This window comes from Burkholderia sp. 10_S31 (assembly GCF_056930375.1).
Genome location: NZ_JBXOWK010000001.1, coordinates 909679 through 932466, shown reverse-complemented (window position 1 = coordinate 932466; position 22788 = coordinate 909679). Strand labels below are relative to the sequence as shown.

19 protein-coding genes are annotated in these 22788 nt (G+C 68.0%); 9 read left to right on the top strand and 10 right to left on the bottom strand.

Going from position 1 to position 22788, the window contains the following annotated elements:
• Positions 1–82: 82 nt before the first annotated feature.
• Together AC1Z3W_RS04275 and AC1Z3W_RS04270 are read right to left on the bottom strand one after the other, a co-directional pair.
• A complete protein-coding gene (locus AC1Z3W_RS04275; RefSeq protein WP_483507112.1) occupies positions 83–1552 on the bottom strand; it encodes an efflux RND transporter periplasmic adaptor subunit in 1470 nt (489 codons plus the stop codon).
• A gap of 26 nt (positions 1553–1578) precedes the next feature.
• Positions 1579–2886 carry a TolC family protein gene (locus AC1Z3W_RS04270; protein ID WP_483507111.1) on the bottom strand — a complete coding sequence of 436 codons (1308 nt, stop codon included), beginning with the start codon at positions 2884–2886 and terminating at the stop codon, positions 1579–1581.
• 256 nt (positions 2887–3142) lie between these two features.
• Here AC1Z3W_RS04270 and AC1Z3W_RS04265 point away from each other — a divergent pair, with 256 nt between their 5' ends.
• Positions 3143–3817 carry a M35 family metalloendopeptidase gene (locus tag AC1Z3W_RS04265; RefSeq protein WP_483507110.1) on the top strand — a complete coding sequence of 225 codons (675 nt, stop codon included), beginning with the start codon at positions 3143–3145 and terminating at the stop codon, positions 3815–3817.
• 92 nt (positions 3818–3909) lie between these two features.
• The gene (locus AC1Z3W_RS04260; protein ID WP_483507109.1) at positions 3910–4305 is read left to right on the top strand and encodes a hypothetical protein; all 396 of its coding nucleotides are present in this window, start codon (positions 3910–3912) and stop codon (positions 4303–4305) included.
• Positions 4306–4366: 61 nt separating this feature from the next.
• Here the strand turns inward: AC1Z3W_RS04260 and AC1Z3W_RS04255 are convergent, their stop codons facing one another.
• The 6 genes from AC1Z3W_RS04255 to AC1Z3W_RS04230 all read right to left on the bottom strand — a co-directional run bounded on the left by AC1Z3W_RS04255 (position 4367) and on the right by AC1Z3W_RS04230 (position 12154).
• On the bottom strand, positions 4367–5575 hold the full coding sequence (locus AC1Z3W_RS04255; RefSeq protein ID WP_483507108.1) for a phosphotransferase enzyme family protein: 1209 nt from the start codon (positions 5573–5575) through the stop codon (positions 4367–4369).
• Between the two features lie 35 nt (positions 5576–5610).
• The gene (gene pnuC / locus AC1Z3W_RS04250) at positions 5611–6222 is read right to left on the bottom strand and encodes a nicotinamide riboside transporter PnuC (protein ID WP_057925791.1); all 612 of its coding nucleotides are present in this window, start codon (positions 6220–6222) and stop codon (positions 5611–5613) included.
• 59 nt (positions 6223–6281) lie between these two features.
• Positions 6282–8513: a TonB-dependent siderophore receptor gene (locus AC1Z3W_RS04245; protein ID WP_483507107.1), complete on the bottom strand. Its 2232-nt coding sequence runs from the start codon at positions 8511–8513 to the stop codon at positions 6282–6284.
• Positions 8514–9079: 566 nt separating this feature from the next.
• Complete coding sequence (locus AC1Z3W_RS04240; protein WP_006750787.1) at positions 9080–9283, bottom strand: DUF2970 domain-containing protein; 204 nt, start codon at positions 9281–9283, stop codon at positions 9080–9082.
• 132 nt (positions 9284–9415) lie between these two features.
• Positions 9416–11470, bottom strand: a complete 2055-nt coding sequence (locus AC1Z3W_RS04235) for a pyridoxamine 5'-phosphate oxidase family protein (protein ID WP_483507106.1) — start codon at positions 11468–11470, stop codon at positions 9416–9418.
• A 39-nt stretch (positions 11471–11509) separates the two neighbouring features.
• Positions 11510–12154: a glutathione S-transferase family protein gene (locus AC1Z3W_RS04230; RefSeq protein WP_483507105.1), complete on the bottom strand. Its 645-nt coding sequence runs from the start codon at positions 12152–12154 to the stop codon at positions 11510–11512.
• 127 nt (positions 12155–12281) lie between these two features.
• On the opposite strand from AC1Z3W_RS04230, the gene AC1Z3W_RS04225 reads away from it, so the two are divergent.
• Both AC1Z3W_RS04225 and AC1Z3W_RS04220 read left to right on the top strand, forming a co-directional pair.
• Positions 12282–13208, top strand: a complete 927-nt coding sequence (locus tag AC1Z3W_RS04225; protein ID WP_057925795.1) for a LysR family transcriptional regulator — start codon at positions 12282–12284, stop codon at positions 13206–13208.
• Between the two features lie 230 nt (positions 13209–13438).
• A complete protein-coding gene (locus AC1Z3W_RS04220) occupies positions 13439–13702 on the top strand; it encodes a fucose-binding lectin (RefSeq protein WP_057925796.1) in 264 nt (87 codons plus the stop codon).
• 310 nt (positions 13703–14012) lie between these two features.
• Here AC1Z3W_RS04220 and AC1Z3W_RS04215 read toward each other — a convergent pair whose 3' ends face one another.
• The gene (locus tag AC1Z3W_RS04215; RefSeq protein ID WP_483507104.1) at positions 14013–14669 is read right to left on the bottom strand and encodes a TetR/AcrR family transcriptional regulator; all 657 of its coding nucleotides are present in this window, start codon (positions 14667–14669) and stop codon (positions 14013–14015) included.
• An 87-nt stretch (positions 14670–14756) separates the two neighbouring features.
• On the opposite strand from AC1Z3W_RS04215, the gene AC1Z3W_RS04210 reads away from it, so the two are divergent.
• From AC1Z3W_RS04210 to AC1Z3W_RS04200, 3 genes are read left to right on the top strand one after another with little or no spacing between them, the layout of a single operon-like run.
• The gene (locus AC1Z3W_RS04210; RefSeq protein WP_483507103.1) at positions 14757–15683 is read left to right on the top strand and encodes an SDR family NAD(P)-dependent oxidoreductase; all 927 of its coding nucleotides are present in this window, start codon (positions 14757–14759) and stop codon (positions 15681–15683) included.
• Positions 15680–17242, top strand: coding sequence for a flavin-containing monooxygenase (locus AC1Z3W_RS04205; protein WP_483507102.1), 1563 nt, complete (start codon positions 15680–15682; stop codon positions 17240–17242). The genes AC1Z3W_RS04210 and AC1Z3W_RS04205 overlap by 4 nt, the downstream gene beginning before the upstream one ends.
• A 7-nt stretch (positions 17243–17249) precedes the next feature.
• On the top strand, positions 17250–18236 hold the full coding sequence (locus tag AC1Z3W_RS04200; RefSeq protein WP_483507101.1) for an alpha/beta fold hydrolase: 987 nt from the start codon (positions 17250–17252) through the stop codon (positions 18234–18236).
• An 83-nt stretch (positions 18237–18319) separates the two neighbouring features.
• On the opposite strand, the gene AC1Z3W_RS04195 is transcribed toward AC1Z3W_RS04200, so the two are convergent.
• A complete protein-coding gene (locus AC1Z3W_RS04195; protein ID WP_057925801.1) occupies positions 18320–18718 on the bottom strand; it encodes a carboxymuconolactone decarboxylase family protein in 399 nt (132 codons plus the stop codon).
• Positions 18719–19079: 361 nt separating this feature from the next.
• On the opposite strand from AC1Z3W_RS04195, the gene AC1Z3W_RS04190 reads away from it, so the two are divergent.
• Positions 19080–21359: a collagen-like triple helix repeat-containing protein gene (locus AC1Z3W_RS04190; protein ID WP_483507100.1), complete on the top strand. Its 2280-nt coding sequence runs from the start codon at positions 19080–19082 to the stop codon at positions 21357–21359.
• Between the two features lie 120 nt (positions 21360–21479).
• Positions 21480–22763, top strand: coding sequence for an isoprenylcysteine carboxylmethyltransferase family protein (locus tag AC1Z3W_RS04185; RefSeq protein ID WP_057925803.1), 1284 nt, complete (start codon positions 21480–21482; stop codon positions 22761–22763).
• The last annotated feature ends 25 nt before the right edge of the window (positions 22764–22788 follow it).

Genomic DNA, 22788 nt, shown 5'->3' with positions numbered 1-22788 from the left:
GGCCGGAAACCGGGCGGCCGGGCGCGTTGCGGGTCGGACCGGGAACCGGGCTGCAAATCGCGCAACGGCGCACACGTCATGCTCATTCATGTTCCGCACTCCCCTTGCCGAGCTCGGCCTTCAACACGAAGCTGTTCGATGCCGCGTATTCCTGGCCCGGCCTGAGCCCCTTCAGCACTTCGGTCGCGCGCTCGTCGCGCCGCCCCGTCTCGACGGCCTGCGCAACGAAACCCTTCGGCGAGCGCACGAACACCGACGGCGCGCCGTCAACCTCCTGCAACGCGTCGCTCGCGACCGCCAGCGGCACGGCCTGCCTGCCCGCGTCGACCGACACGTTCACGAACATCCCGGGCCGCCACACGCCGTCGGGGTTCGGCAGCACGACGCGGGCGGGCGCGGTGCGCGTCTGTTCGCCGAGCAGAGAGCCGACATACGCGATCGGGCCGCTCGAGCGCGATTCGAACGCGGTCGCGCTGACGGTCGCATCGCGGCCGACGCGCACGCCGTTCAGCCGCTGCGCGGGTACGGCCATCTCGGCCCACACCGTCGACAGGTCGGAGATCACGAACAGGCTCGCGTCGGCGGCGATCGCTTCGCCAGGCGTCGCATGCTTCTCGACGATCGTTCCGGCGAACGGCGCGCGCAGCTCGTAGCGGTTCAGCGCGCCCGCGCCGGCCGGCGCGTTCAGCGCAGCCAGCTTCTGCCGCGCGTTCTGCACGGCGATCTCGGCCTCGCGCAGCTGCACCTGCGCTTGCTGGTAGTCCTGTTCCGCCGAGATGCGCTCCTGCCACAGCGTGCGTTCGCGTTCGTAGGTTGCGCGCGCACCCGACAGCCGGCGTTCGGCCGTCAGCAGTTCGCTGCGCCGGTCCGCGAGATCGGTGCTCGCGATCACGGCCAGCACCTGCCCCTTCGCGACGTTCTGCCCGAGCGACACCGACACCTGCTCGACGATGCCGGCCACGCGCGGCACGACGTGCGCGGTGCGATCCTCGTTGAACCTGATCTCGCCCGGCAGCTGGAACGGCGTCGCGATCTGCGCGGGGCCGGCCTTCGCGAGCGCGATCTTCGACGTCTGCAACTGCGCGTCGGTCAGCGCGATCGCACCGTCCGCGCGGGCGAACGGGAACGACACGGCTTCATTGGCCGCCTTCACGTCGATCGTCGCATCGAACACGTGGGGTTTGGCGATCGACTGCGCGGACACGAACTTCTGACCGGCCGCGTCGAAACGCAAGGGTTCATGCGAGCGGTCGTACCGCACCAGCGTGCCGGACACGGCGACGCCCTTGTCGGCCGGCTTGCCGTCGACGAACGGATAGACGACGAGCCGCGCATCGCCGGGCTTTTCCGTCATCACGATTTCGACGGACAGCTTGCCGCGCGTGAGCACGACGCCGCCATGCGAGCCGGTGCCGCCGCCGTCGGCCGATCGTTCGGCTTCTCCGGCCGCGGGCACGGACGGGCCGCCTCGCGTGACGGCGAGCGCGCCGAGCACGATCCCGGCGCCGCCGAGCACGGCCGCCGCAATGATGAAGATTCTGCTGCGTGACATGACGATCCTTCAGGTGAGAAGCGCGGCTATTGCGCGACGGCCGCGAGCGGCGTGCCGACGAGCCGGCCGATGTCGGCGCGTGCCGCATGCGCGTCGGCGAGCGCGCGCACGTATTGCGATTGCCCCTGGAACAGCGTGCGCTGCGCATCGAGCACATCGAGGAAACTGAACTTGCCGAGCTCGTAGCCGCGCGACATCGCGTCGAGCGCGAGCCGCGCGCCGGGCAGGATGTCGGTCTTCAGCCGCCGCGCTTCCTGCGCGGCCGCGTCGAAATCCGCATACGCCTGCGTGAGCGCGAGCCGCAACCGCGTACGCTCGCGCTCGAGATCGGCGTTCGCGCGCTCGGCCTTGTGCGCCGCTTCGAGCAGCGCGCCCTTGTTGGTGTCGAACAGCGGGATCGGGATCGACACGCCGACCACCGCCTGGTTGTCCGGCACGCCGCCGGTCGTCACCCGCTTCACGCCCGCGCCGACCGTCACGTCGGGGATGCGCCGCGCGCGTTCGAGCGACACGGCCGCGTTCGCGCGCAGCATCTCCGCACGCGCGGCGCGGGCGAGCGGTGCGTCGTCGAGCTGCGCGGCGAGCGTGGACAGCGGCTCGACCGCGGGCACCGTTTCCAGATCGCCGAGCGCGACGCGCCGGCCGCTGCCCGCTTCGCCCATCGCTGCGTTCAGCTTTTCGCGCGCGACGTCGGCCCGGCCGCGCGCAGTCATCACCTCGATCTGCACGCCGGCCGCCGCGACCTGCGCCTTGGTCGCCTCGACCGGCGACACCTTGCCGGCCTGCGCGCGGCGACCCGCGAGATCCGCGGAGCGCGCGGCGATCGCGGCCGATTCCTCGGTGACCTGGAGCTGGCGTTGCGCGGCGAGCAGTCCGTAGAACGCGGCGATCACGTCCGCGCGCACGGCGGCGCCCTGCTCGTCGAGCGACGCGTTCGCGGCCTCGCGGCCGTACGACGCGACGTCGAGCCGCGCGCGGCGCTTGCCGCCGAGTTCGATGGTCTGGTTGATCAGCGCGGTCGACGTGCGCTCCGCGCGGCTGAAGCCTTCCTGCAGGAACGACACTTCAGGATTGGGACGCGCGCCGGCCTGCATCAGCGCGCCGGCCGATGCGTCGAGGTCAGCGCGTGCACCGCGCAGCGCCGGGTTGTTGCGGGCGGCGGCCGCGAGTGCGTCGGACAGCGTCAGCGACGGGAACGATGGGACGTCGGATGGCGGTGCAACGCGCGGCGCCGCGCCACCGGACGCAGCAGGCGTCGCGACCTGCGGCGACTGCGCATGGGCCGTCGCGGCCGTCGCGAAGACGACGGCCACGGCGAGGGTGAGCTTGAGCATGTTCGGTTCTGCGATAACGGATCGCAACCGATGCTACGGATCGGGCGCAGTGTGAACATGAGGCGAATATGACAATTCCGTCATCTACCGGCGCATCGACATGATGCGTCTTCACGACACCCATCGCCGCACGGCGCCTCTCACGATCGAGTGTCGGTCATGAATTGTTCATGATGAAATTTTCGAACATGTCTAATAGACTTCACTCAACAAAAACATGATCGTTATGCATTCCTTTTTAAATATCAAACATTCAATGAACGATCATATCGACGAAGACGAATGGATCCTTGTAACAACCGGGCGAACGAACACGATTCCGGGATCCATACACGAAGTCGAACTTGACCTTGCCCGCATCTGCCCAATTATGTCGAACAAGGAATTCAGGGCGCTATTTGTTCGGTTGAGGGACGCTGCGGCGCAATTGATTCTAGACCGCATTGAGGGATTGTCACGGTGGGACAGAAACGAAAGAGAACGCGTGGCAACGTGGTTCGGTCGAGCAGATCAAAATGTCCGTGGAGCGCTGGAAACCGGTCTTCCAAGGCTCTTGACCGCCACTCGCGAGTTGAAACCCGAAAACGTGATTCGCTGGGACGAACAGACCGGCAGAAATATAACCTGCACGGTATTCCCTGACGATGGCAACACCGATGCTGCTGTCTGCAAGCCCGATTCCGCAAGACGAATCATCACCATCTATCCGCATTTCTGCACGCTTCCTGATGCGGACTTATGGACAGCATGCAAGCTCAAGACGATCATTCACGAATGCACGCATTACACCGACGTGTTCGACTCTGACGATTTGATGTACGGACAAGGAACCGGTCTGCAATACTGGGTCAGAAGTCATCCGGAATTCGCTATCCGGAACGCTGACAGTCTGGCTGCTTACGTAGCCCATTTCGACAGAAAATTATGGTGAATTCGACAATTCATTCGCAGGGCACAGTCGCTCGATTTGCTGTTCCGCTTATACTTATGATGATTTCGCCGCTATCGGTCGCGTGTACCGTCATGCAGTTTATGGAAACATCACTTCCGTTCAACGCGACTGAACTTTCAAACCAGGACCGGCTGCGTGTCGCAGATATGATGATCGAAGCAAGAAAGTGGCCTGGCGCGACGATCGGAGCGGATGTCGTTGCCGGAGCCTACATCGGAGAGCGAAATCGCGATCGTCTCATAGACGCACGTGCGAACGATGTTAAAAGCTATTTGAAGCAGTTAGGTATCGACGAGAATGCCATCTGGATCAACAAGCTGACGTTCACTGAGGACATGGCACGCAATGGTAACGGCGATCTGGACCTGCACCAGATTGCAATCCAGCTAGTCCCGCTTTGCGAACGGGGATGCGGATACCTCTGCAACGATCCTCGCGTTATGCCTACTTCGAACGCAATCCGATAACGCTGCCCCGTAGCGGCATCGCGTCGCTACGGGTCATTCATACAATGAAGCGATTCGCGGCTCAACTGGTCCCGCGCTTGGTCCGCATGCGCAACTCGAGCCAGTCGAGCAGTTGCCGCCCGTCGCGTTCGCCGAACCATTGCGCATGCCCGATCAGATAACCGTCGTACGCCACGTCGACGATATCGGGCGCGTTGACGATACAACCGAAATACGCGACCTCCGACAGCGCGAACTCCGTATGCGCGATCGGCAGCATCGCGACCAGCGCCGCATACGCATCGTCGCTCAGCGGTTCGAGCGACTCGTAGCCGTCGAGCAGCGCCGCGATCTGTTCGTACTCGACACGGCGCGCAGCGGCCGGCGCCATCCAGTCGACCGTGTTGCGCTCGATCGCGAGTGCGAGATCCATCACCGCGCAGGTACGATCCGACAAACCGAAGTCGAGCACGGTCCGCACCTGCGCACCGGGCCCGGCGTCGGTCCACAGCAGGTTCGACGCATGCCAGTCGCCATGCGTCCACAGCGGCGGCAACGCAGGCAACAGCGGCACGAGGCGCGCGTGATGCGGGCCGATGACGTTCGCGACGTCGCCGCGCCAGTCGCGCGCACCGAGCGCCTTGACGAGCAACGGTTGCGCCGTGACCCAGCGTTCGAGCGCACCGGCTAGATCGCTCGACGACAGCACGCGAAAACTCGACAGCAGCGGGCGCACCGGCCGCGCCGGCGCATCGTAGCCGGCCGACGCGCGATGCAGCTCGGCCAGCGCGCGGCCGGCCGCATACGCATGCGAAGGATGCGTGAACGGCTTCCACGACATCACGCCGCGATACACGTCGACACCCGGCGCGACCACGTGCACTTCATACGTCCAGTCGCCGGATGCGAACGCGGTTGCGCCGTCGCGACCGGCGAGCACGTCCGCCACCGGCACGCCGTGCGCGCGCAGATGCGCGATGAAGCGATGCTCTTCCTCGAGCCCGGCGACGTCGCGCAGGCTCACGTGATGACGCTTGACGAACAGCGCGCGCTCGTCGGTCGTGCGCGCCAGCACGGCCGCCGAGAACGGCCGCGGGCTGTGCCACGTGAGGCGCGCGGGCGCGCCGGCGCCGTCGATCCGCGCGAGCACGGCCGCGACCTCGTCGCGCGTCATCAGCGGCCAGTCGCGTTCGGCCTGTTCGCCGTCGACGCTGAACTGCGGCGGCGCGACCTCGCGCGCCTGCGCGGCGTCACGCGATGCCGGCGCATCCGGCTCGAGTGGAAATGACATGAACGACGTAGCTCCGTAGTTGAATCGGCCGCGAATCAGCCCGCCGGGCTCGCGCTCGCGCGCAGCGCGTCGGCGGTCCGGCTCCAGTCGCGCCAGCCGACGACGGCGAGCGCGATGAACAGCGCATAGAGTCCGGCCGTCAGATACAGTTCCTTGAACACGAACATCCCGACGTACACGACGTTCACGACGATCCACAGCCCCCACGACGCGATGTAGCGCCGTGCGGTCCAGTATTGCGCGACGAGGCTGAACGCGGTCAGCGACGCATCGACGAACGGCAGCGCCGCATCGGTCCAGCGCGCCATCATCCCGCCGAGCAGCGCGCTGCCGATAACTGCCGCGATCAGGTCAGGCAGCATCTGGCGCGGCCGCACGCCGGTGACGGGTGCGACGTCGCCTTGCGGTGCCGCGCCGCCGCTCGCCTCGAGCGTACGCTGCGCGATCCAGCGGCGCCAGCCGTACACCTGCAGCACCGCGAACGCGCCCTGCAGCAGCATGTCGGAATACAGCTTCGCGTCGAAGAAGATCCAGCCGTACAGCGCGACCGACGCAAGCCCGACCGGCCAGCACAGCATGCGCCGCTTCGCGGTCAGCCAGATCGCGAGGGCGCTGACGGTCACGCCGGCGATTTCGAGTGGGGACATCGTCTGTACTCTCCTGGTTGGCTGCCGGGGCCGCGCATCATGCGGCCGGGTCCGGACGATCAGAAATCATAGGTCAACGACACGCGCGCGGTGCGCGGCGCGCCCGGGAACAGGTACGCGTCGCCCTGCTGCTCGCCCGCGTCACGCCAGTAGAACTTGTTGAACAAGTTGTCCACCGACACGCGCAGCACCGTGCGATGGCCCGCGATCTTCGTCGTATAGCGCGCGCCGAGATTGAACACGAACCACGACGGCACGCGCGCGGTGCCCTCTTCGTTCGCGTTGCGGCCCGCGCTGTACTCGACGCCGCCGAGCATGTTCAGGCCCGCGACGCCCGGCACCGCGTAATCCGCGTACAGCGACGCGCGCAGCGCCGGCACGTTGATGATCTGGTGTCCTTCGTATGCCGGCGAACCCGAATCGTACGCACGGGCGCGAATCGCCGCGACGCTGGCCGTCAGCCCGAGCCGCTCGGTCACGCGTCCGGCCGCACCGAGCTCGATCCCCTGATGGCGCTGCGTGCCGCGCTGCACGAACGTGTAACTCGTGCCCGATGCGTCCGGGTCGGCGAACTGGAACGGCTTGCTGATCGAGAACACGGCGGCCGTGAGGCTCAGCCGATCGAGCCAGTCGTATTTCGCGCCGAGCTCGAACTGATGCGATTCGACCGGCGGCAGGAACGCATACGCGTTGGTCGCGCGCACCGGCGCCTGGTCGCCGAGCGACAGCGCCTTGCTGTACGACGCATACAGCGACAGCACGTTCACCGGCTTGTAGACGAGCGCAACCTGTGGCAGGAACACCGAGCGGTCGGTATGCGTCGCGTCGACGTCGAGGCTGCTCCAGCTACGCTGGCGCAGCAGCACTTCCTTGCCGCCCGCGAGCACCTGCCAGTGCTCGCCGATGCTGACGCGGTCGAGCCCGAACACGCCGTACTGCCATGAATCGAGCTGCGGATACGACGGCCCGGCCGTGTTCGGCGACGGCGCGAACGCGACGTCGGGCCCGTAGATGTTCTCGCTGCCGACGTAGTCGTATACGGCGTTCGCCATGTGCACGGCGCGGCGCTGCACGCTCACGCCGAGCGTCAGCTCGTGGCGCAGCGGGCCTGTTGCAAACTTGCCCGTCGTCACCGCGCGCAGATCGTCGTTGCGGCGGTATTCGCCGGGGCTACGGAAATCGTACACGTCGTAGTCGCCGTTCGCGCCGAAGAAGAACGGCGACGTCGTGCCCGCCGCGCAGCTCGCCGCGTAATAGCAGCCGTACGCGAACGCGCTGTTGTCGTCGATCATCGTGCGGCTGCGGCCCGCGGCGATGTAGGCCTTCCAGTCGTCGTTGAACTGGTAGTCGAAGCGCGCGTTCAGGTTCAGCGCGTCGGTCGTCACCGGCTTCGCCCACGGCTGCGTGCCGAGCGCCTTCGACGTCGTGTTGACGGACGGCACGACGGTGCCGCCGAGCAGCTGGTAGCCGGGCGCGGAGCGCTGGATCCACTGCTGGAATTCCGCATTGAGCTGCAGGCTCGTGCGCGGGCTGATGTCCCAGTCGGCGGCGATCGAGCCGAACGTGCGCCGTCCGTTCGTGCCGTCGATGTAAGAGTGCATGTTCTCCTTCGCGGCATTGATCCGGAAGCCGAACTGATTGTCGGGGCCGAAGCGGCGGCCTAGATCGACGGCCGCCGACGTCGAGCCGCGGCTGTCGACGCCGGTCGTCACGCTCGCGACGTTCGCCGAGCGCTTCGTCACGAAGTTGATCACGCCGCCCGGCGCGACCACGCCGCTGTCGATGCCGGCCAGCCCCTTCAGGATCTCGACACGCTCCTTGTTCTCGAGCGGCACGTTCTGCTCGCCGGACACCGTCAACCCGTCGATCCGGATCGCGCTCGCGAGATCGACCGGAAAGCCGCGGATCGCGAAGCCTTCGAAATAGCCGACGGGCGCATAGTCGTTGACGACCGATGCGTCGTTGCGCACCACGTCGCTCAGGCGCTTTGCCTGCTGATCGTCGATCTGCGCGCGCGTGACGACGCTGACGGAGGCCGGCGTGTCGCGCAGCGGTGCGTCGTCGAGCCCCGCGACCGACGCTTCGCGCGCGCGAAACGCGCCGCCGCGCTCGCCGCTGACCGTGATCGCCGGCAGCGTCGCGCTGCCGGCCGCATCGGCGTCCGACGCCGGTGCGTCGCCCGGTGCCGCGGCGGCCTGCGCCGCGAAAAGCGTGATGCCGAGACCGACGCCAAGCCCGACCTTCGCGCGCCGCCGCCGTGCAGGCGACGCTGTTGTTCTATTTACCGTCATTGTTCTGGATGGAAAAACTCGCCACTCGACCCTGTCGAAACCCTCGAAACCCTCGAAACCCTCGAAACCCTCGAAACGCTGGAAACGCTGGAAACGCTGGAAACGCGTTACGCGTTACGCAGCTGCGAAGCGCGACCTCGCGCACGGACCCGCGACGGGCTCGGCGAACTGCCGAGCACTTAGGTCGACACGACATTCATCAAACGAATCAGACGATCGGGCCGCAAGCGGGCCGATCGATCGGGAAAGCGCAGGATGGGACATCGGATGCCGGTGACGCACCGGGCGCCGACGCGGCCGCCGATCCGTGGATCGGGTGCGTGTCGGGCGGCCGGCGGCCTCGCGTGGTCTTGTCATGCGGGGGACGCTTCGAACGCCGCGGCGCGGGCGCCGGGCATCTGCGTGCGCCGTTCGTCGGAATGGCGGAATGCCCGTCGCGCGCGACAGCGCGGCGTGGCGCGCATTTTACCCCGGGCGGGGCTGGCAGCCGAGGGATCGGCCGAAACGGGACGCGGAAGGCGGGAGACGGAAAGCGGGCATGACGACCCGCACGGTTCAGCGGATGCTCAGAACCCCTGCATCGTCACCGTCGGATCGACGACCAGATGAACGACGCCGTAGATCACCGCACCGACCAGCACCGCGAGCACGATCGCGACGAACGGCAGCAGCGTGAAGTTGACGTTCGCGAGATCGGATGCGTGCGCCTTGCTGTTACGTACGCCGAAGAAACTCCACAGAACCAGGCGGATCATGCTGAACAGTTTCATGGTGTTGCTCCTTTTCTCTATCGGTTGACGCTATCGTCGATCCGACAGGCCTCCGGAAAAAGAAGCAGTTGCGTGCGGTTTTTGCGCAGCACGCGTTGTGCGACGGCATGTCGCACGGTTGTCGCACGCGCGTCAGCGGTCGAGCACGAGCGGCTCCGCTGTACCGTCTGCGGGCCGCGCGACGCACAGTAGCGCGCAGCCGGGTTCGACCGCTGCGTCGTACGCCTGCATGTAGTCAACCGCGCCGGACAGCACGCGCGTCGCGCACGTGCCGCACGACCCGGACCGGCATTCGGACGGCACCGCCACGCCCTGGCCTTCTGCAAATTCGAGCAGCGTGCCGTCGGCGGGCGTCCATGCAACCTCGCGCCCCGTGCGGCGGAATACGACGGGTACGCTTGCAGCCGACGGTGCTCTGCTCGCGCGGGTCGCACTGCGCACGACACTCGACGGTCCGAACGCCTCGAAGCGGATACGCTCGTCCGGCACGTTCAACGCGCGCAATCCGTCGTACAAATCGCGCATGAACGCGGACGGCCCGCACAGGTAGAAATCGTAGTCGTCGAACGGCAGGATGCGCTTCAGTTGCGCGACGTCGATGCGGCCCGGTCGCGCCGCGCCGTCGCGTTGCGGCCGGCTGTCGAACCAGTGCAGCGATACGCGTGCGTCGGCGTCCGCGATGCGCGTCAGTTCCGCCGCAAACGGTCGGTCAACCGTGTCGCGCGCGCCGTGCACGAACACCACGCGGCGCGACGGTGCGTCATCGGCCAGCGCGCGGCGCAGCATCGCGAACATCGGCGTGATGCCGATGCCGGCCGACACCAGCACGGCCGGACGCGGGCTCGCAACGTCGAACATGAAGCGGCCGCGCGGCATCTGCGCATCGAGCGCCATCCCGGCACGCGCGTGGTCGTGCAGCCAGGCCGATACACGTCCTTCGCGCTTCACGGTGATGCGGTAATGCGACGCGCCGGGCGCATCGGACAGCGTGTAGCTGCGGATCGCCGGCGCATCGCTGTCCGGCAGCGCGACGCGCAGCGTCAGATGCTGTCCGGCTTCGTAGGCCGGCAACGCGCCGCCGTCCGCCGGTTCGAAATGAAACGAGCGGATCGCGCGCGCTTCGTCGACGATCTTCGCGATGCGCAGCGGGCGCCAGATGGCGGGCGATGTCGATGTGGATGCAGATGCCGCCGGCACAGCCGCGACAGCCGAATCCACCGCCATCGCCGCAAACTGCGGCGCCCGCTCGACCGTCGACCACCGGAACGGCAGCACGCCCCGCGTGCGCCGCACTTCGCGCACATGAAACCGCACGACCCGCTGCGCGCCGTCGAACGACGCGACGAGCGGCCCGTCCCACACGATCTCCGCATCCGCGGCGACATACAGCAGGTCGCCGCTGTCGAAATCGACGAACAGCAGCCCGGCGCGCGGATCGTGCTGCAGGTTGCCGAGCGTGTTGAAGAAGCGGTTGCCGCTGAAATCCGGCGTCGTCAGCGTGCGCGCGTCGTCGACGCGCACGAAGCCCGGCATGCCGCCGCGATGCGACACGTCGGCGCCGCGCGCGGCACCCGCACCAGTCGACGTGTTCGCGCTCGCGACGAAGAACGTATCGGCCTGCGCGAGCAGCGCGCGGTCCGCATCGCTCAACCGGTCCGACACCTCGGCCTCGTCGGACGCATCGCCTTCACGCGGCACGAACGTGGGCTTGCGGCCCTGGATGTACTTCGCGCAGTTGCCGAAGCTCTGCGCGACCGCGATCGTCAGCGCGTCGCCATCGACCGCACGCACGACGCCGTTCACACGATTGCGCCGGCGCGTGTCGAACTCGATGCCGAGCCCGCCGAGCGGCGCACCCGGCTGCCACGCACCAGCCAGCGGATCGCCGGGCAGCGCATCGCCGTCGATGCGCAGCGTGCGCGCGTCCGGCGCCGTCACGAAGCCAGGCATCCCGACCCGCAGCGTCGCCCACGGCTGGCCGTGCACGTCGACGCCGCCGAGCACGAAAAACGGCAGTTGCGCAAAAAACGTCCGGTGCTGGTCCGGCATGAAGCGACGGATCCCGCGCCGGCCGGCCGCGCCCGCGGCCTCGGTCACGCCCACGCGCCGCTGCACGGCGAGCTCGCCCGCATGAAACGGTGCAACGTCGAGTTCCCAGCCCGGTACGGTGGCGGTCGGCGCGGTCATCGTGTTCTCCCGGTAAAGGCGTGTCCTGGCCGCGCAGCGTCAGGTAGCAAGCAGGCCGGCACGGGTCGACTGCATGCCGACGAAGCCGGGCAGCGCCTCGACGCGCGCGAGCCACGCACGCACGTGCGGATACGGTTCGAGCGACACGCCGCCTTCCGGCGCATGCGCGATGTACGTGTAGGCGGCGATATCGGCGATCGTCGGCTGCGCGCCCGCGGCGAACGGCTTGCCGGCGAGTTCGCCGTCGATCGCGGCGAGCACCTTCGCGGCCGTGCGCTTGGCCGCGTCGTGATCGAGCGGTGCGCCGAACACGGTGACGAGCCGCGCGGCCGCCGGCCCCGATGCAATCGGCCCGGCCGCGTACGACAGCCAGCGCTGCACGGTCGCCGCGCCTGCCGCATCGTCGGGCAGCCAGTGCGCGTCGCCGTAGCGCTTCGCGAGATAGGCGAGGATCGCGTTCGAATCGGCGAGCACGGTGCCGTCGTCGTCGATCACGGGCACCTGGCCGAGCGGATTGAGCGCGAGGAACGCGGGCTCGCGCTGCGCGCCGGCAGCGAGGTCGACGTCGACGACGTCGAACGGCAGCCCGAGCAGCGACAGGAACAGCCGGACGCGATGCGCGTGCCCGGACAGCGGGAACGAATAGACACGAACCGGACGGACGGGCTTGCTGGCGGCTGGCATGAAAAGGCTCCTGGATCTCGCGCCGCCGGGAATCGGCGACGACCAGCCCCCAGCGTAGCGCTCGCGGTTCGCATCCAGAAGACGGATAATCGCTGAAACATTATCCGCCCTCATAGGACAATCGACGATGGCCGATCTGCGCGACGTGAACCTGAACCGGCTGGCGATCTTCGTCGCGGTGGTCGATGCCGGCTCGCTGACGGCCGCGGCCGAACGGCTCGGCCTCGCGAAGACGGTCGTCAGCACGCACATGCAGCGCCTCGAATCCGAGATCGGCGCGAACCTGCTGGTGCGCACCACGCGCCGGCTGAGCGTGACCGATGCGGGGCGCGCGTTCTACGACGCGTGCCGCGACATCGTGCGCGCGACCGAGACCGCGCTCGACGCGGTGTCGTCCGACGCCGGGCCGCTGCGCGGCACGCTGCGCGTGAGCGTGCCGATCGACTACGGTGCGCTGGTCGTCGCGCCGGCCATCGTCGCGCTGCGCGACGCGCATCCCGGGCTCGACGTCGAACTGGTCGCGAACGACCGCATCGTCGATCTCGTCGCGGACAATCTCGACGTCGCGATCCGCATCGGCCGCCTCGCGGATTCGAACTATCGCGCGGTGCAGCTCGGCGAATACGAGAAGTGGCTGGTCGCGAGCCCTGCGTTCGTCGCGCGGCACGGCCTGCCGCGCGATCCTGACGGGCTCGCCGCGCTGCCGTTCGTGATGCTGTCGACGCTCTCACGCCCGCATTCGCTCGAACTCGACGATGCGCGCGGCGGCCACGCGTCGGTGCGTTGCGTCGCGCCGGTCGTGTCGAACACCGCGACGGCATGCCGCGCGATCGCGCTCGCGGGCGGCGGCTTCGGGCTCCTGACGGATTTCTCGATCGCGGAGGACGTCGCGGCCGGCCGGCTCGTGCGGCTGCTGCCCGCCTGGCGCTCGGCGCGGGCCGGGATTCACGCGGTGTATCCGTCGACGCGGCTGCCGTCGCCGAAGGTGCGCGCGTTCATCGATGCGATGAAGGCGAGGATCGGGGAAACGGGGCCGGCGGCAGCGGCGCGCTGAACCCCCGATCGCGGAACACGCCGGACGCGGATCCGGTGCGTGATGTCGTGACGCGCTTCAAAGCCGGCCTCACCGGCTTTTCTCATGCCGAATCAATTGCACCATTTATTCACAAAAAATCTCATATTGATTTTCGAGATTTTCCACTAACCTTATTCCCGGTAATACGCCGAATTGCGTTTACCGAAGCGCTTCAATTCTCCGCTTTATTACAATCAAGGAGTTTGAACATGCAAACCGCAGCAATTTCATGGGGAAGCACGCCGTCGATCCGCGTCTACACGGCCAACGGCAACAAGATCACCGAGCGCTGCTACGACGGTTCGAACTGGTACACCGGTGCATTCAACCAGGCCGGCGACAACGTGTCGGCAACGTGCTGGCTGGTCGGAAGCGCGGTCCACATCCGCGTGTACGCAACCAGCGGAGGTTCGACGACCGAGTGGTGCTGGGATGGCGAAGGCTGGACCCGAGGCGGATACACGGGCTCGTAATCTCGCGTCCCGCCAGCGCGACACGTTCCGCGCGCAATCATGGCGCAACGTCAATTTTCATTGACGTTGCGTCTTCATTTTTAATTTAAAATTCCGATCGACGATATTTACAATCCAGCAATCCCACAGAAATATCCATAATGAAAGTTTCGTGAAATTCTGCGCCTTGTTAATACCGATCCATACCCGATAATTACCAATACGGATTGCGCGAGAATTCGCCAAGGCGAGACTCGAATCAACATCGCGATATGCGCCCGGCCGGCTTCGGACCCTTCATTCCGGCTCCCGCCATCCGCGTATCCCTGAGTTATCCCTCTTCCCGCAACGTTCCCAGCAGCACCTTCCTGCAACTCGCGACCATCTGCGCCTCCGGATCGCGATACCCGGTGAGCAGCCACGCCGCGCCGACGTTCGTCATCGCACCGACCAGCGCGAGCCCGACGAGCCGCTGCTCGGTCCGCTCCGCGGGTGTCACGGCCTCGCGCGCCGCGCCGAGCGCCATGATCAGCTTGCCGAAGTCGATCAGCATCCGCTGGTACGTCATGTCGGTATCCGCGCTCACGCCCATCACCTCGAGCAACAGCACGCGCGCCGCGCACGGGTCGCGCAGGAAGCCGAAGAACGCCGCGAGCCCCATGTCGATGCGCTCTCGCAGGTCGCCACCGCGCTCGGCCACCGCCCGCGCGACCGCGTCGTGCAGTTGCTGCGCGTGATGCAGGTAGGTGCAGCGCAGCAGTTCCTCGGTACTGTCGAACGCCGCATAGAAATAGCGGTCGTTGAGCCTCGCCTCCTGGCAGATCGACCGCACGGTCGCCTTGCGGAAGCCGACCGTGCCGAATACGCGCGTCGCCGCGCGGATCAGCGCGTCGCGCCGCTCGGCGGCCCGTACCTCGGGCGCGACACCGCCGTACGCCCGCCCCCGTTTTTCCGTTTCGAGTGCTTTCTCCATTTCGCTATTTGACATCAGGACACCCGAAAACTAAAGTGGTGACGAACAACACCACAATAAGCGCGCCGTCGGCGCAGCGCAAGCGGAACGGGAGGAACGACGATGAAGGGTTTTTCCGGCAAGGTCGCCGCGATCACGGGCGCCGGTTCGGGCATGGGCCGCAGCCTCGCGGTCGAGCTCGCGCGGCGCGGCTGCGAGGTCGCGCTCGCCGACGTCAACGATGTCGGGCTCGCCGACACGGCGGCCGCGTGCGCGCAGCACGGCGTGCGCACGAGCACGCGGCGGCTCGACGTCGCCGACCGCGACGCGGTGTTCGCATGGGCCGATTTCGTGCGCGCCGAACACGGCAAGGTCAACCTGGTCTTCAACAACGCGGGCGTGTCGCTGGCCGCGAGCGCCGAGACCGCGCGTCTCGCCGATCTCGAATGGATCGTCGGCATCAACTTCTGGGGCGTCGTGCACGGCACGCAGGCGTTCCTGCCGCATTTGCGCGCGTCGGGCGACGGGCACGTGATCAACACGTCGAGCCTGTTCGGGCTCATCGCGATGCCGACGCAAAGCGCATACAACGCGACCAAGTTCGCGGTGCGCGGCTTCACCGAGGCACTGCGGATGGAACTCGAACTCGACGGCGCGCCGGTCAGTGCGACCTGCGTGCATCCGGGCGGCGTCGCGACCAACATCGTCGACGCGAGCCGCGTCGACACCAGCATCCGCGCGCTCACCGGCCAGGACGAAGCGACCCACCGCCGCCAGGCGAACCGCCTGATCAACGCGACGACGGCCGACGATGCCGCGCGGCAGATTCTCGCCGGCGTCGAGCGCAATGCGCGCCGTGTGCTGGTCGGCACCGATGCGCGCCGCCTCGACAAGATCGCGCGCCTGCTCGGCGCCGGCTACCAGCGGCTGATCCTGCGGCACGTGCGCCGCGCACGCGCCCGCAATCTCCGCACGAAGGACGTCCCCGCGGGAGAACGCGCGCACCCTGCGGCCGCGCTCCCGACCACGCCGACCAAGGATCCCGCATGACCTCGACGACGACCGACCGGCGCGACGCGCCGTCCGCCTGCGGCGACAGCCGCGACCTCGACGTGCTGATCGTCGGCGCCGGCCTGTCCGGCATCGGCGCCGCGTACCACCTGAAGAAGCGCTGCCCGCATGCGAGCGTCGCGATCGTCGAGGCGCGCGATGCGATCGGCGGTACCTGGGACCTGTTCCGCTATCCCGGCATCCGTTCGGATTCCGACATGTTCACGCTCGGCTACAGCTTCCGCCCGTGGCACAGCGACAAGGCAATCTCGGATGGCCAGACGATCCTCGACTACATCCGCGATACCGCACGCGCGTACGGCATCGACAAGACGATCCGCTACGGCCAGAAGGTGGTCGCGGCCGACTGGGATTCGAACCGCGCGCGCTGGACGGTGCGCATCGAGCGCACGCGGGACGGCGCGCTCGACACGCTCGTCTACACGTGCCGCTTCCTCTATATGTGCAGCGGCTATTACGACTACGATGGCGGCTACCTGCCCGACTGGGCCGGCATGGAATCGTTCGAAGGCCGCGTCGTGCATCCGCAGCAATGGCCGAAGGACCTGTCGTACGCAAACCGGCGCGTCGTCGTGATCGGCAGCGGCGCGACGGCCGTCACGCTGGTGCCGTCGATGGCGACCGATGCGCAGCACGTGACGATGCTGCAGCGCTCGCCGACCTACATCGTGTCGCTGCCCGCGCGCGACCGGATCGCGAACGCGTTGCGCCGCGTGCTGCCGTCGCGGCTCGCGCACCGGCTCGTGCGCGTGAAGAACGTGCTGCTGACGATGTACCTGTACAACGTGTCGCGCCGCAAGCCCGAGCGGACGAAGCAGTTCATCATCCGCGCGGCCGGCCGGCAGCTCGGCCCCGGCTTCGACGTCGCGAAGCATCTGACCCCGCGCTACATGCCGTGGGATCAGCGCGTGTGCCTCGTGCCGAACGGCGACCTGTTCAAGTCGATCCGCGCGGGCCGCGCGTCGATCGTCACCGACGAGATCGAGCGTTTCACGCCGACCGGCCTGCGGCTGAAGAGCGGCCAGCAGCTCGACGCGGACGTGATCGTCACCGCGACCGGGCTGAAGGTGAAGATGCTCGGCGGCGCGCGCGTCACGGTGGACGGCCGCGCGGTCGACCTGCCGCAGACCGTGTCCTATAAAGGAATGATGTACAGCGACGTGCCGAATCTCGCGTCGTCGTTCGGTTACACGAACGCGTCGTGGACGCTGAAGGCCGAGCTGATCGCGCGCTACGTGTGCCGGCTGCTCAACCACATGCGCGCGAACGGCTACGACACCTGCGTGCCGCGGCTCGGCGCCGGCGATCTCGGCGACGTGCCGGCGGTGAACCTGAGCTCGGGCTACATCCAGCGCGCGACCGGCATCCTGCCGAGGCAGGGGCACCGCAAGCCCTGGAAATTCCACCAGAACTACGTGCTCGATCTCGCGTCGCTGAAGTTCAGCGGGCTCGCCGATTCGGCGATGCGGTTCGAACGCCGCGCGCAAGCCGGCCCGGCCGCCGCGCCGGTCGCCGAACCCGTACTCGAAACCCGTTGAGGCCGACATGAGCCATACGCTTCACCTGATCCAGAACGTGCTGCTCGGCGTCGTCGCGGTGCTCGCCGCGCTCGCGCTGTTTTCCGGCTACATCGCGCGCCGCGTCACGCGCGCGTTTCCGCCCGAAGGCCGCTTCGTCGACATCGGCGGCGATCGCATCCACTACGTCGAGTACGGCAGCGGGCCGCCGCTCGTGTTCGTACACGGGCTCGCCGGGCAGTGGCGCAACTTCGCGTACCTGCCGCTCACCCGGCTCGCGCAGCATCATCGGGTGATCCTCGTCGACCGGCCCGGCGCCGGCCGCTCGCTGCGCGGCGCCAGTTCGCAGGCGAACGTGTTCGCGCAGGCCCGCACGATCGCCGCGTTCATCGACGCGCTGAAGCTTGAGCGCCCGGTGCTCGTCGGCCACTCGCTCGGCGGCGCGATCGCGCTCGCGGTCGGCCTCAACCATCCGGAGCGCGTGAGCCGGCTCGCGCTGATCGCGCCGCTGTCGCACGAGCAGACCGAGCCGCCGGCGCCGTTCAGGCCGCTGATGCTGCCGTCGCCGCTGGTACGCCGCTTCGTATCGTGGACCTTCGCGGTCCCGCTGACGATCCTGACCGGCCGCAAGGCCGTCAGCCAGGTGTTCGCGCCGGAAGCCGTGCCGCGCGACTTCGCGGTAAAGGGCGGCGGATTGCTCGTGCTGCGCCCGCACGTGTTCTACGCGACGGCGACGGACCTGCTGTCGGCGCCCGTCGACCTGCCCGCGATGGAGCGCCGCTATGCGGACCTGTCGCTGCCGGTCGACGTGCTGTACGGCCGCGCCGATCCGATCCTGAACTGGCGCGCGCACGGCGAGGCGCTGGCGAAGAAGTCGGCGCGCGTGCGGCTGACAGTCGTCGAAGGCGGGCACATGCTGCCGGTCACGATTCCGGACGCGACGGCGGACTGGTTGCTCGACGTCGCCGCCGCGCCGGTCGATGCGCCGGCGCAGGGTGCGCACGTCGAGCACTGATCGTCGTCGGGTGGACGGGGCGGCCGCGCTGAGGATAGCGGCGCCCCGGGGTCGCGGTACGGCCGCCGATCACGGTGCGCCGGTCAGGCTTCGTCGTCGGGCAGCGACAGCCCGAGTTCCGCGATCACCTCGCGCGCGCTGCGGAATGCCTCCACCGCGGCCGGCGCGCCAGCATACAGCGCGCTGTGCAGCAGCACCTCGCGGATCTCGACGAGACTCGCGCCGTTGTTGAGCGCGCCCCGCACGTGGCCCTTCAGCTCCGTGCTGCGGCCGAGCGCCGCCAGCATCGCGCAGGTGCAGAGGCTGCGCGTCTTCAGGTCGATTCCGTCGCGCCGCCAGGTGCTGCCCCACGCGTGTTCGTTCAGCCAGTTCTGCAGCGGACGCGAAAAGCCGTCGAGGTCGCGCATCGCGCGCTCGACGAACGCCTCGCCCATCACGTCGGTGCGTCGTGCCTTGCCCTGTTCCCTGTCCTGTTCGCTCATGTCCGTGTCCTGTCTGAAGTCGTGGCCGCTTCGGCGTCGCCCGCGGCCAGGTGGGTTCGCGTCATGTTCAGCGCGTCCGGACCTTTCGTCAAAGATGCGGCGCTCGGTTTGCCGCCATCGGCGTGACGCCGAGTCGAACGCTACGTAACATCCGGCCGCGCGTTACGGCACCTTACGGGAACATCGCAGCGGTCGCACCGAGCCCACCTGGCACGCCCGTCTCGCGAAACCGCCATTCCTCCGTTTAAATCGCGCCGATATTCCCGATTCCCGCAACAAAACGCGGGGGCGTTGCGCGGGAAATGTCATGGCGCGGAATTTGCAGATGTGGCCGGGACACATTTCCAATGTCGAGGCCACCATGCATCATTACTTCAAGAAAACGACGGTATCGCTGGCCGTCCTGTCGCTCGTCACACTGTACGGTTGCGGCTCGGTCGACGGACCGGTCACCCCGTCGATCAAGCCGAGCACGTCGGGAACGTCCGGCACTTCGGGGACTTCCGGGACGTCGGGCGGCGGCTCGTCGGGTACGTCAGGCGGCGGTAGTTCGGGGACTTCGGGTTCGTCGGGCAGTTCCGGTACGTCGGGTACCTCTGGCACTTCCGGTACTTCCGGCACTTCCGGTACGTCGGGTACTTCCGGTACGTCAGGTACGTCAGGCACCTCCGGTACGTCGGGCACTTCCGGTACGTCGGGCACTTCCGGTACGTCGGGCACTTCCGGTACGTCGGGCACTTCCGGTACGTCGGGCACGTCAGGCACTTCCGGCACGTCAGGCACCTCCGGTACGTCGGGCACTTCCGGTACGTCAGGCACCTCCGGCACGTCGGGTACTTCCGGTACGTCAGGCACCTCCGGCACGTCAGGCACCTCCGGTACGTCGGGCACTTCCGGTACGTCAGGCACCTCCGGCACGTCGGGTACTTCCGGCACGTCGGGTACTTCCGGTACGTCAGGCACCTCCGGCACGTCAGGCACCTCCGGTACGTCAGGCACCTCCGGTACGTCAGGCACCTCCGGTACGTCAGGCACCTCCGGTACGTCAGGCACCTCCGGTACGTCAGGCACCTCCGGTACGTCAGGCACCTCCGGTACGTCAGGCACCTCCGGTACGTCAGGCACCTCCGGTACGTCAGGCACCTCCGGTACGTCAGGCACCTCCGGTACGTCAGGCACCTCCGGTACGTCAGGCACCTCCGGTACGTCAGGCACCTCCGGTACGTCAGGCACCTCCGGTACGTCAGGCACCTCCGGTACGTCAGGCACCTCCGGTACGTCAGGCACCTCCGGTACGTCAGGCACCTCCGGTACGTCGGGCACTTCCGGCACCGGCGTCACCCCGCTCGGCAACGTCCTGCAGCAAACCGGCACGCTCGTCACGGGACTGGGCACGACGGTCGTGAACGGCGGTACGCAGGTCGGCAGCGTGCAGGTCCCCGGCACTAACCCGACGACGGCCACCAGCATCGGCAACGCGGTCACGAGCCTCGGCAGCGGCGTGCAGTCGCTCGGCAGCGGCGTCGCGGCCGGCCTCGGCTCGATCGGCGTGTCGCCGAACCCGCTCGGCCCGACGCTCACGTCGACCACCGGCCTGCTGACCGGCGCCGGCGGCGCGGTCAACAACCTCGGCGATGCAGTGACGAGCCTCGGCACCGGTCCGCTGTCGCCGCTCGCGCCGGCGACGACCCTGGTCGGCAGTCTCGTCAATACGGCCGGCACCGCGGTCAATTCGACCGCATCGGCGCTGAACACGGCGCTGAACAGCGCGCCGGTGCAGCAGATCGAGACGCAGCTCGGCAGCGTGATCAATCCGATCACGAACACGCTGACCGGCGGTGTCACGACGCCTGGCGCCACGCAGACGCTCGGCGGCGCAACCATGCTCGGCGCCCCGCTCAGCGGCCTGCTGAGCACGCTCGGCAGCGGCCTCGGCCTCGCCGGTTCGCAGGTCGGCAGCACGACCGGCAACCCGGTCGGCACGAGCGCCGGCGGCAGCGTGTCCCAGCTCGGCAACACGGTGGCGTCGGGCGGCGGCCTGCTGTCCAGCGGCAGTTCCAGCAGCGGCACCAACCCGCTCGCCCCGATTACCGGCCTGCTCGGCACGCTGACGGGCGGCCTCGGCGGCGGCAGCAGTTCGAGCGGCACGGGCGGCACCAGCGGTACCAGTGGCACCAGCGGCGGCCCGCTCGCGCCGGTCACGGGCCTGCTCGGCACGGTGACGGGTGCGCTCGGCGGCCTCGGTACGAGCGGTACGAGTGGCACCAGCGGCTCGGGCGTCGGCGGCCTGCTCGCACCGGTCACCGGTCTCGTCAACTCGCTGACGCCGCTCGGCACAAGCCTCACCGGCACGGTCACGACGCCGGGCGGCAGCCTGACCGGCAACCTCGGCGGCGCGCTGACGAACGGCCCGGTCGGCACGCTGACGGGCTCGCTGACGTCGGCGGCCGGCACGCTCGGCGCGGTCGGCACGGCCAGCCCGAGCGGCGCGGCCGGCACGGTGACGACGCCGTCCGGCAGCGGTACCGTCACGGCCGGCCTGACCGGCAGCTCGACCGGTGCGGCGGGCAGCACAAACAACCTGCTCGCGCCGGTGACGAACCTGCTCGGCGGCCTGCTCGGCGCCACCCCGAAGAAGTAACGCTTCACCTATCAGAACCACAGGCCAATGGCCGGGCACATACCAATCCAAAGCCCGGCCGACGGCCGGCGCCACCCGCCAAGCGGGGGCGCCGGCCCTCATCCCGACGAGGATCCGATCATGAATTCCACACTCGACGGCATCGCCGCGGTCCAGGCCCGCCCGCCTCGTTCCGCCACGCCATTCCGCGCCGGCCTGCTCGGCATCGCGGCCGGTCTCTTCGCGCTGTGGATCACGCGCGACCAGCCGACCCTCGACGCCGCCACGCGCGCGGTCGTCGCCAGCCTCGCGATCATCGGCACGATCGCGCTGCACGAAATCTTCATCTCGCGCGTCTACCTGCGCCCGAGCGCGGGCCTGTCGCGGCAGGCCGTGCGCCCGCTCGGGCTTGCTCGCGTCGCGACGCGGCTCGGCGCGCTGACGTCGATCTACGCCGGCATCGGCATGATCTACTGGCTGCTGCCCGAATATCACGGCGCGTTCTACCTGCCGTTCTGGTCGCTGCTGCGCTCGCTCGCGCCGTACGTGATCGTCGCCGCGCCGTTCTACTTCGCGTGGATGGATCGCCACCAGCGCGAGACCGACGACGCGTACCTGCTGTGGGGCCGCTTCCTGTTCCGTCGCGAGCAGCCCGCGAGCTGGCAGCCCGTGCGCGAGATGCTCGCCGGCTGGGGCGTGAAGGCGTTCTTCCTGCCGCTGATGACGGTCTACCTGTCGAAGGACGCCGATCACCTGAGCGCGTCGCTCACGCACGCGATGAACGCGCCGATGACGATCGCGACCTTCGTGTTCCTGTACGACCTGTCGTTCACGATGGACCTGATGTTCGGCACCGTCGGCTACCTGTGCACGTTCCGCATCCTCGACAGCCATGTGCGCACCGTCGAGCCGACCACGCTCGGCTGGGTCGCCGCGCTGATGTGCTACCAGCCGTTCTGGTCGCTGTTCTCGAACAACTACATCCGTTACGAAGGCTCGCTGTTCTGGGACAACTGGCTGTTGTCCGCGCCGACGCTGCGCGTGATCTGGGGCGCGGTGATCATCCTGCTGCTGATGACCTACGCGCTGTCGACGATCTCGTTCGGACTGCGTTTCTCGAACCTCACGAATCGCGGGATCATTACGTCGGGCCCGTATCGTTTTACGAAGCATCCGGCGTACATCACGAAGAACCTGTCGTACTGGATGGTGTCGGTGCCGTTCGTCGAGCCGCTCGGCTGGCAGGTCGGGCTCATGCACTGCGCGGGGCTCGTCGCGGTCAACCTGATCTACTACACGCGGGCGAAGACGGAAGAACGGCATCTGATGCGCGATCCGGACTATCGCGCATATGCGGAATGGATCGCGCAGCACGGGCTGTTCGCGCGGATCAAGCAGGCGTTCGGGGCGCGGCAGGCGGGGTGAGGCAGCGACGGTCGGCCGGCCGTGC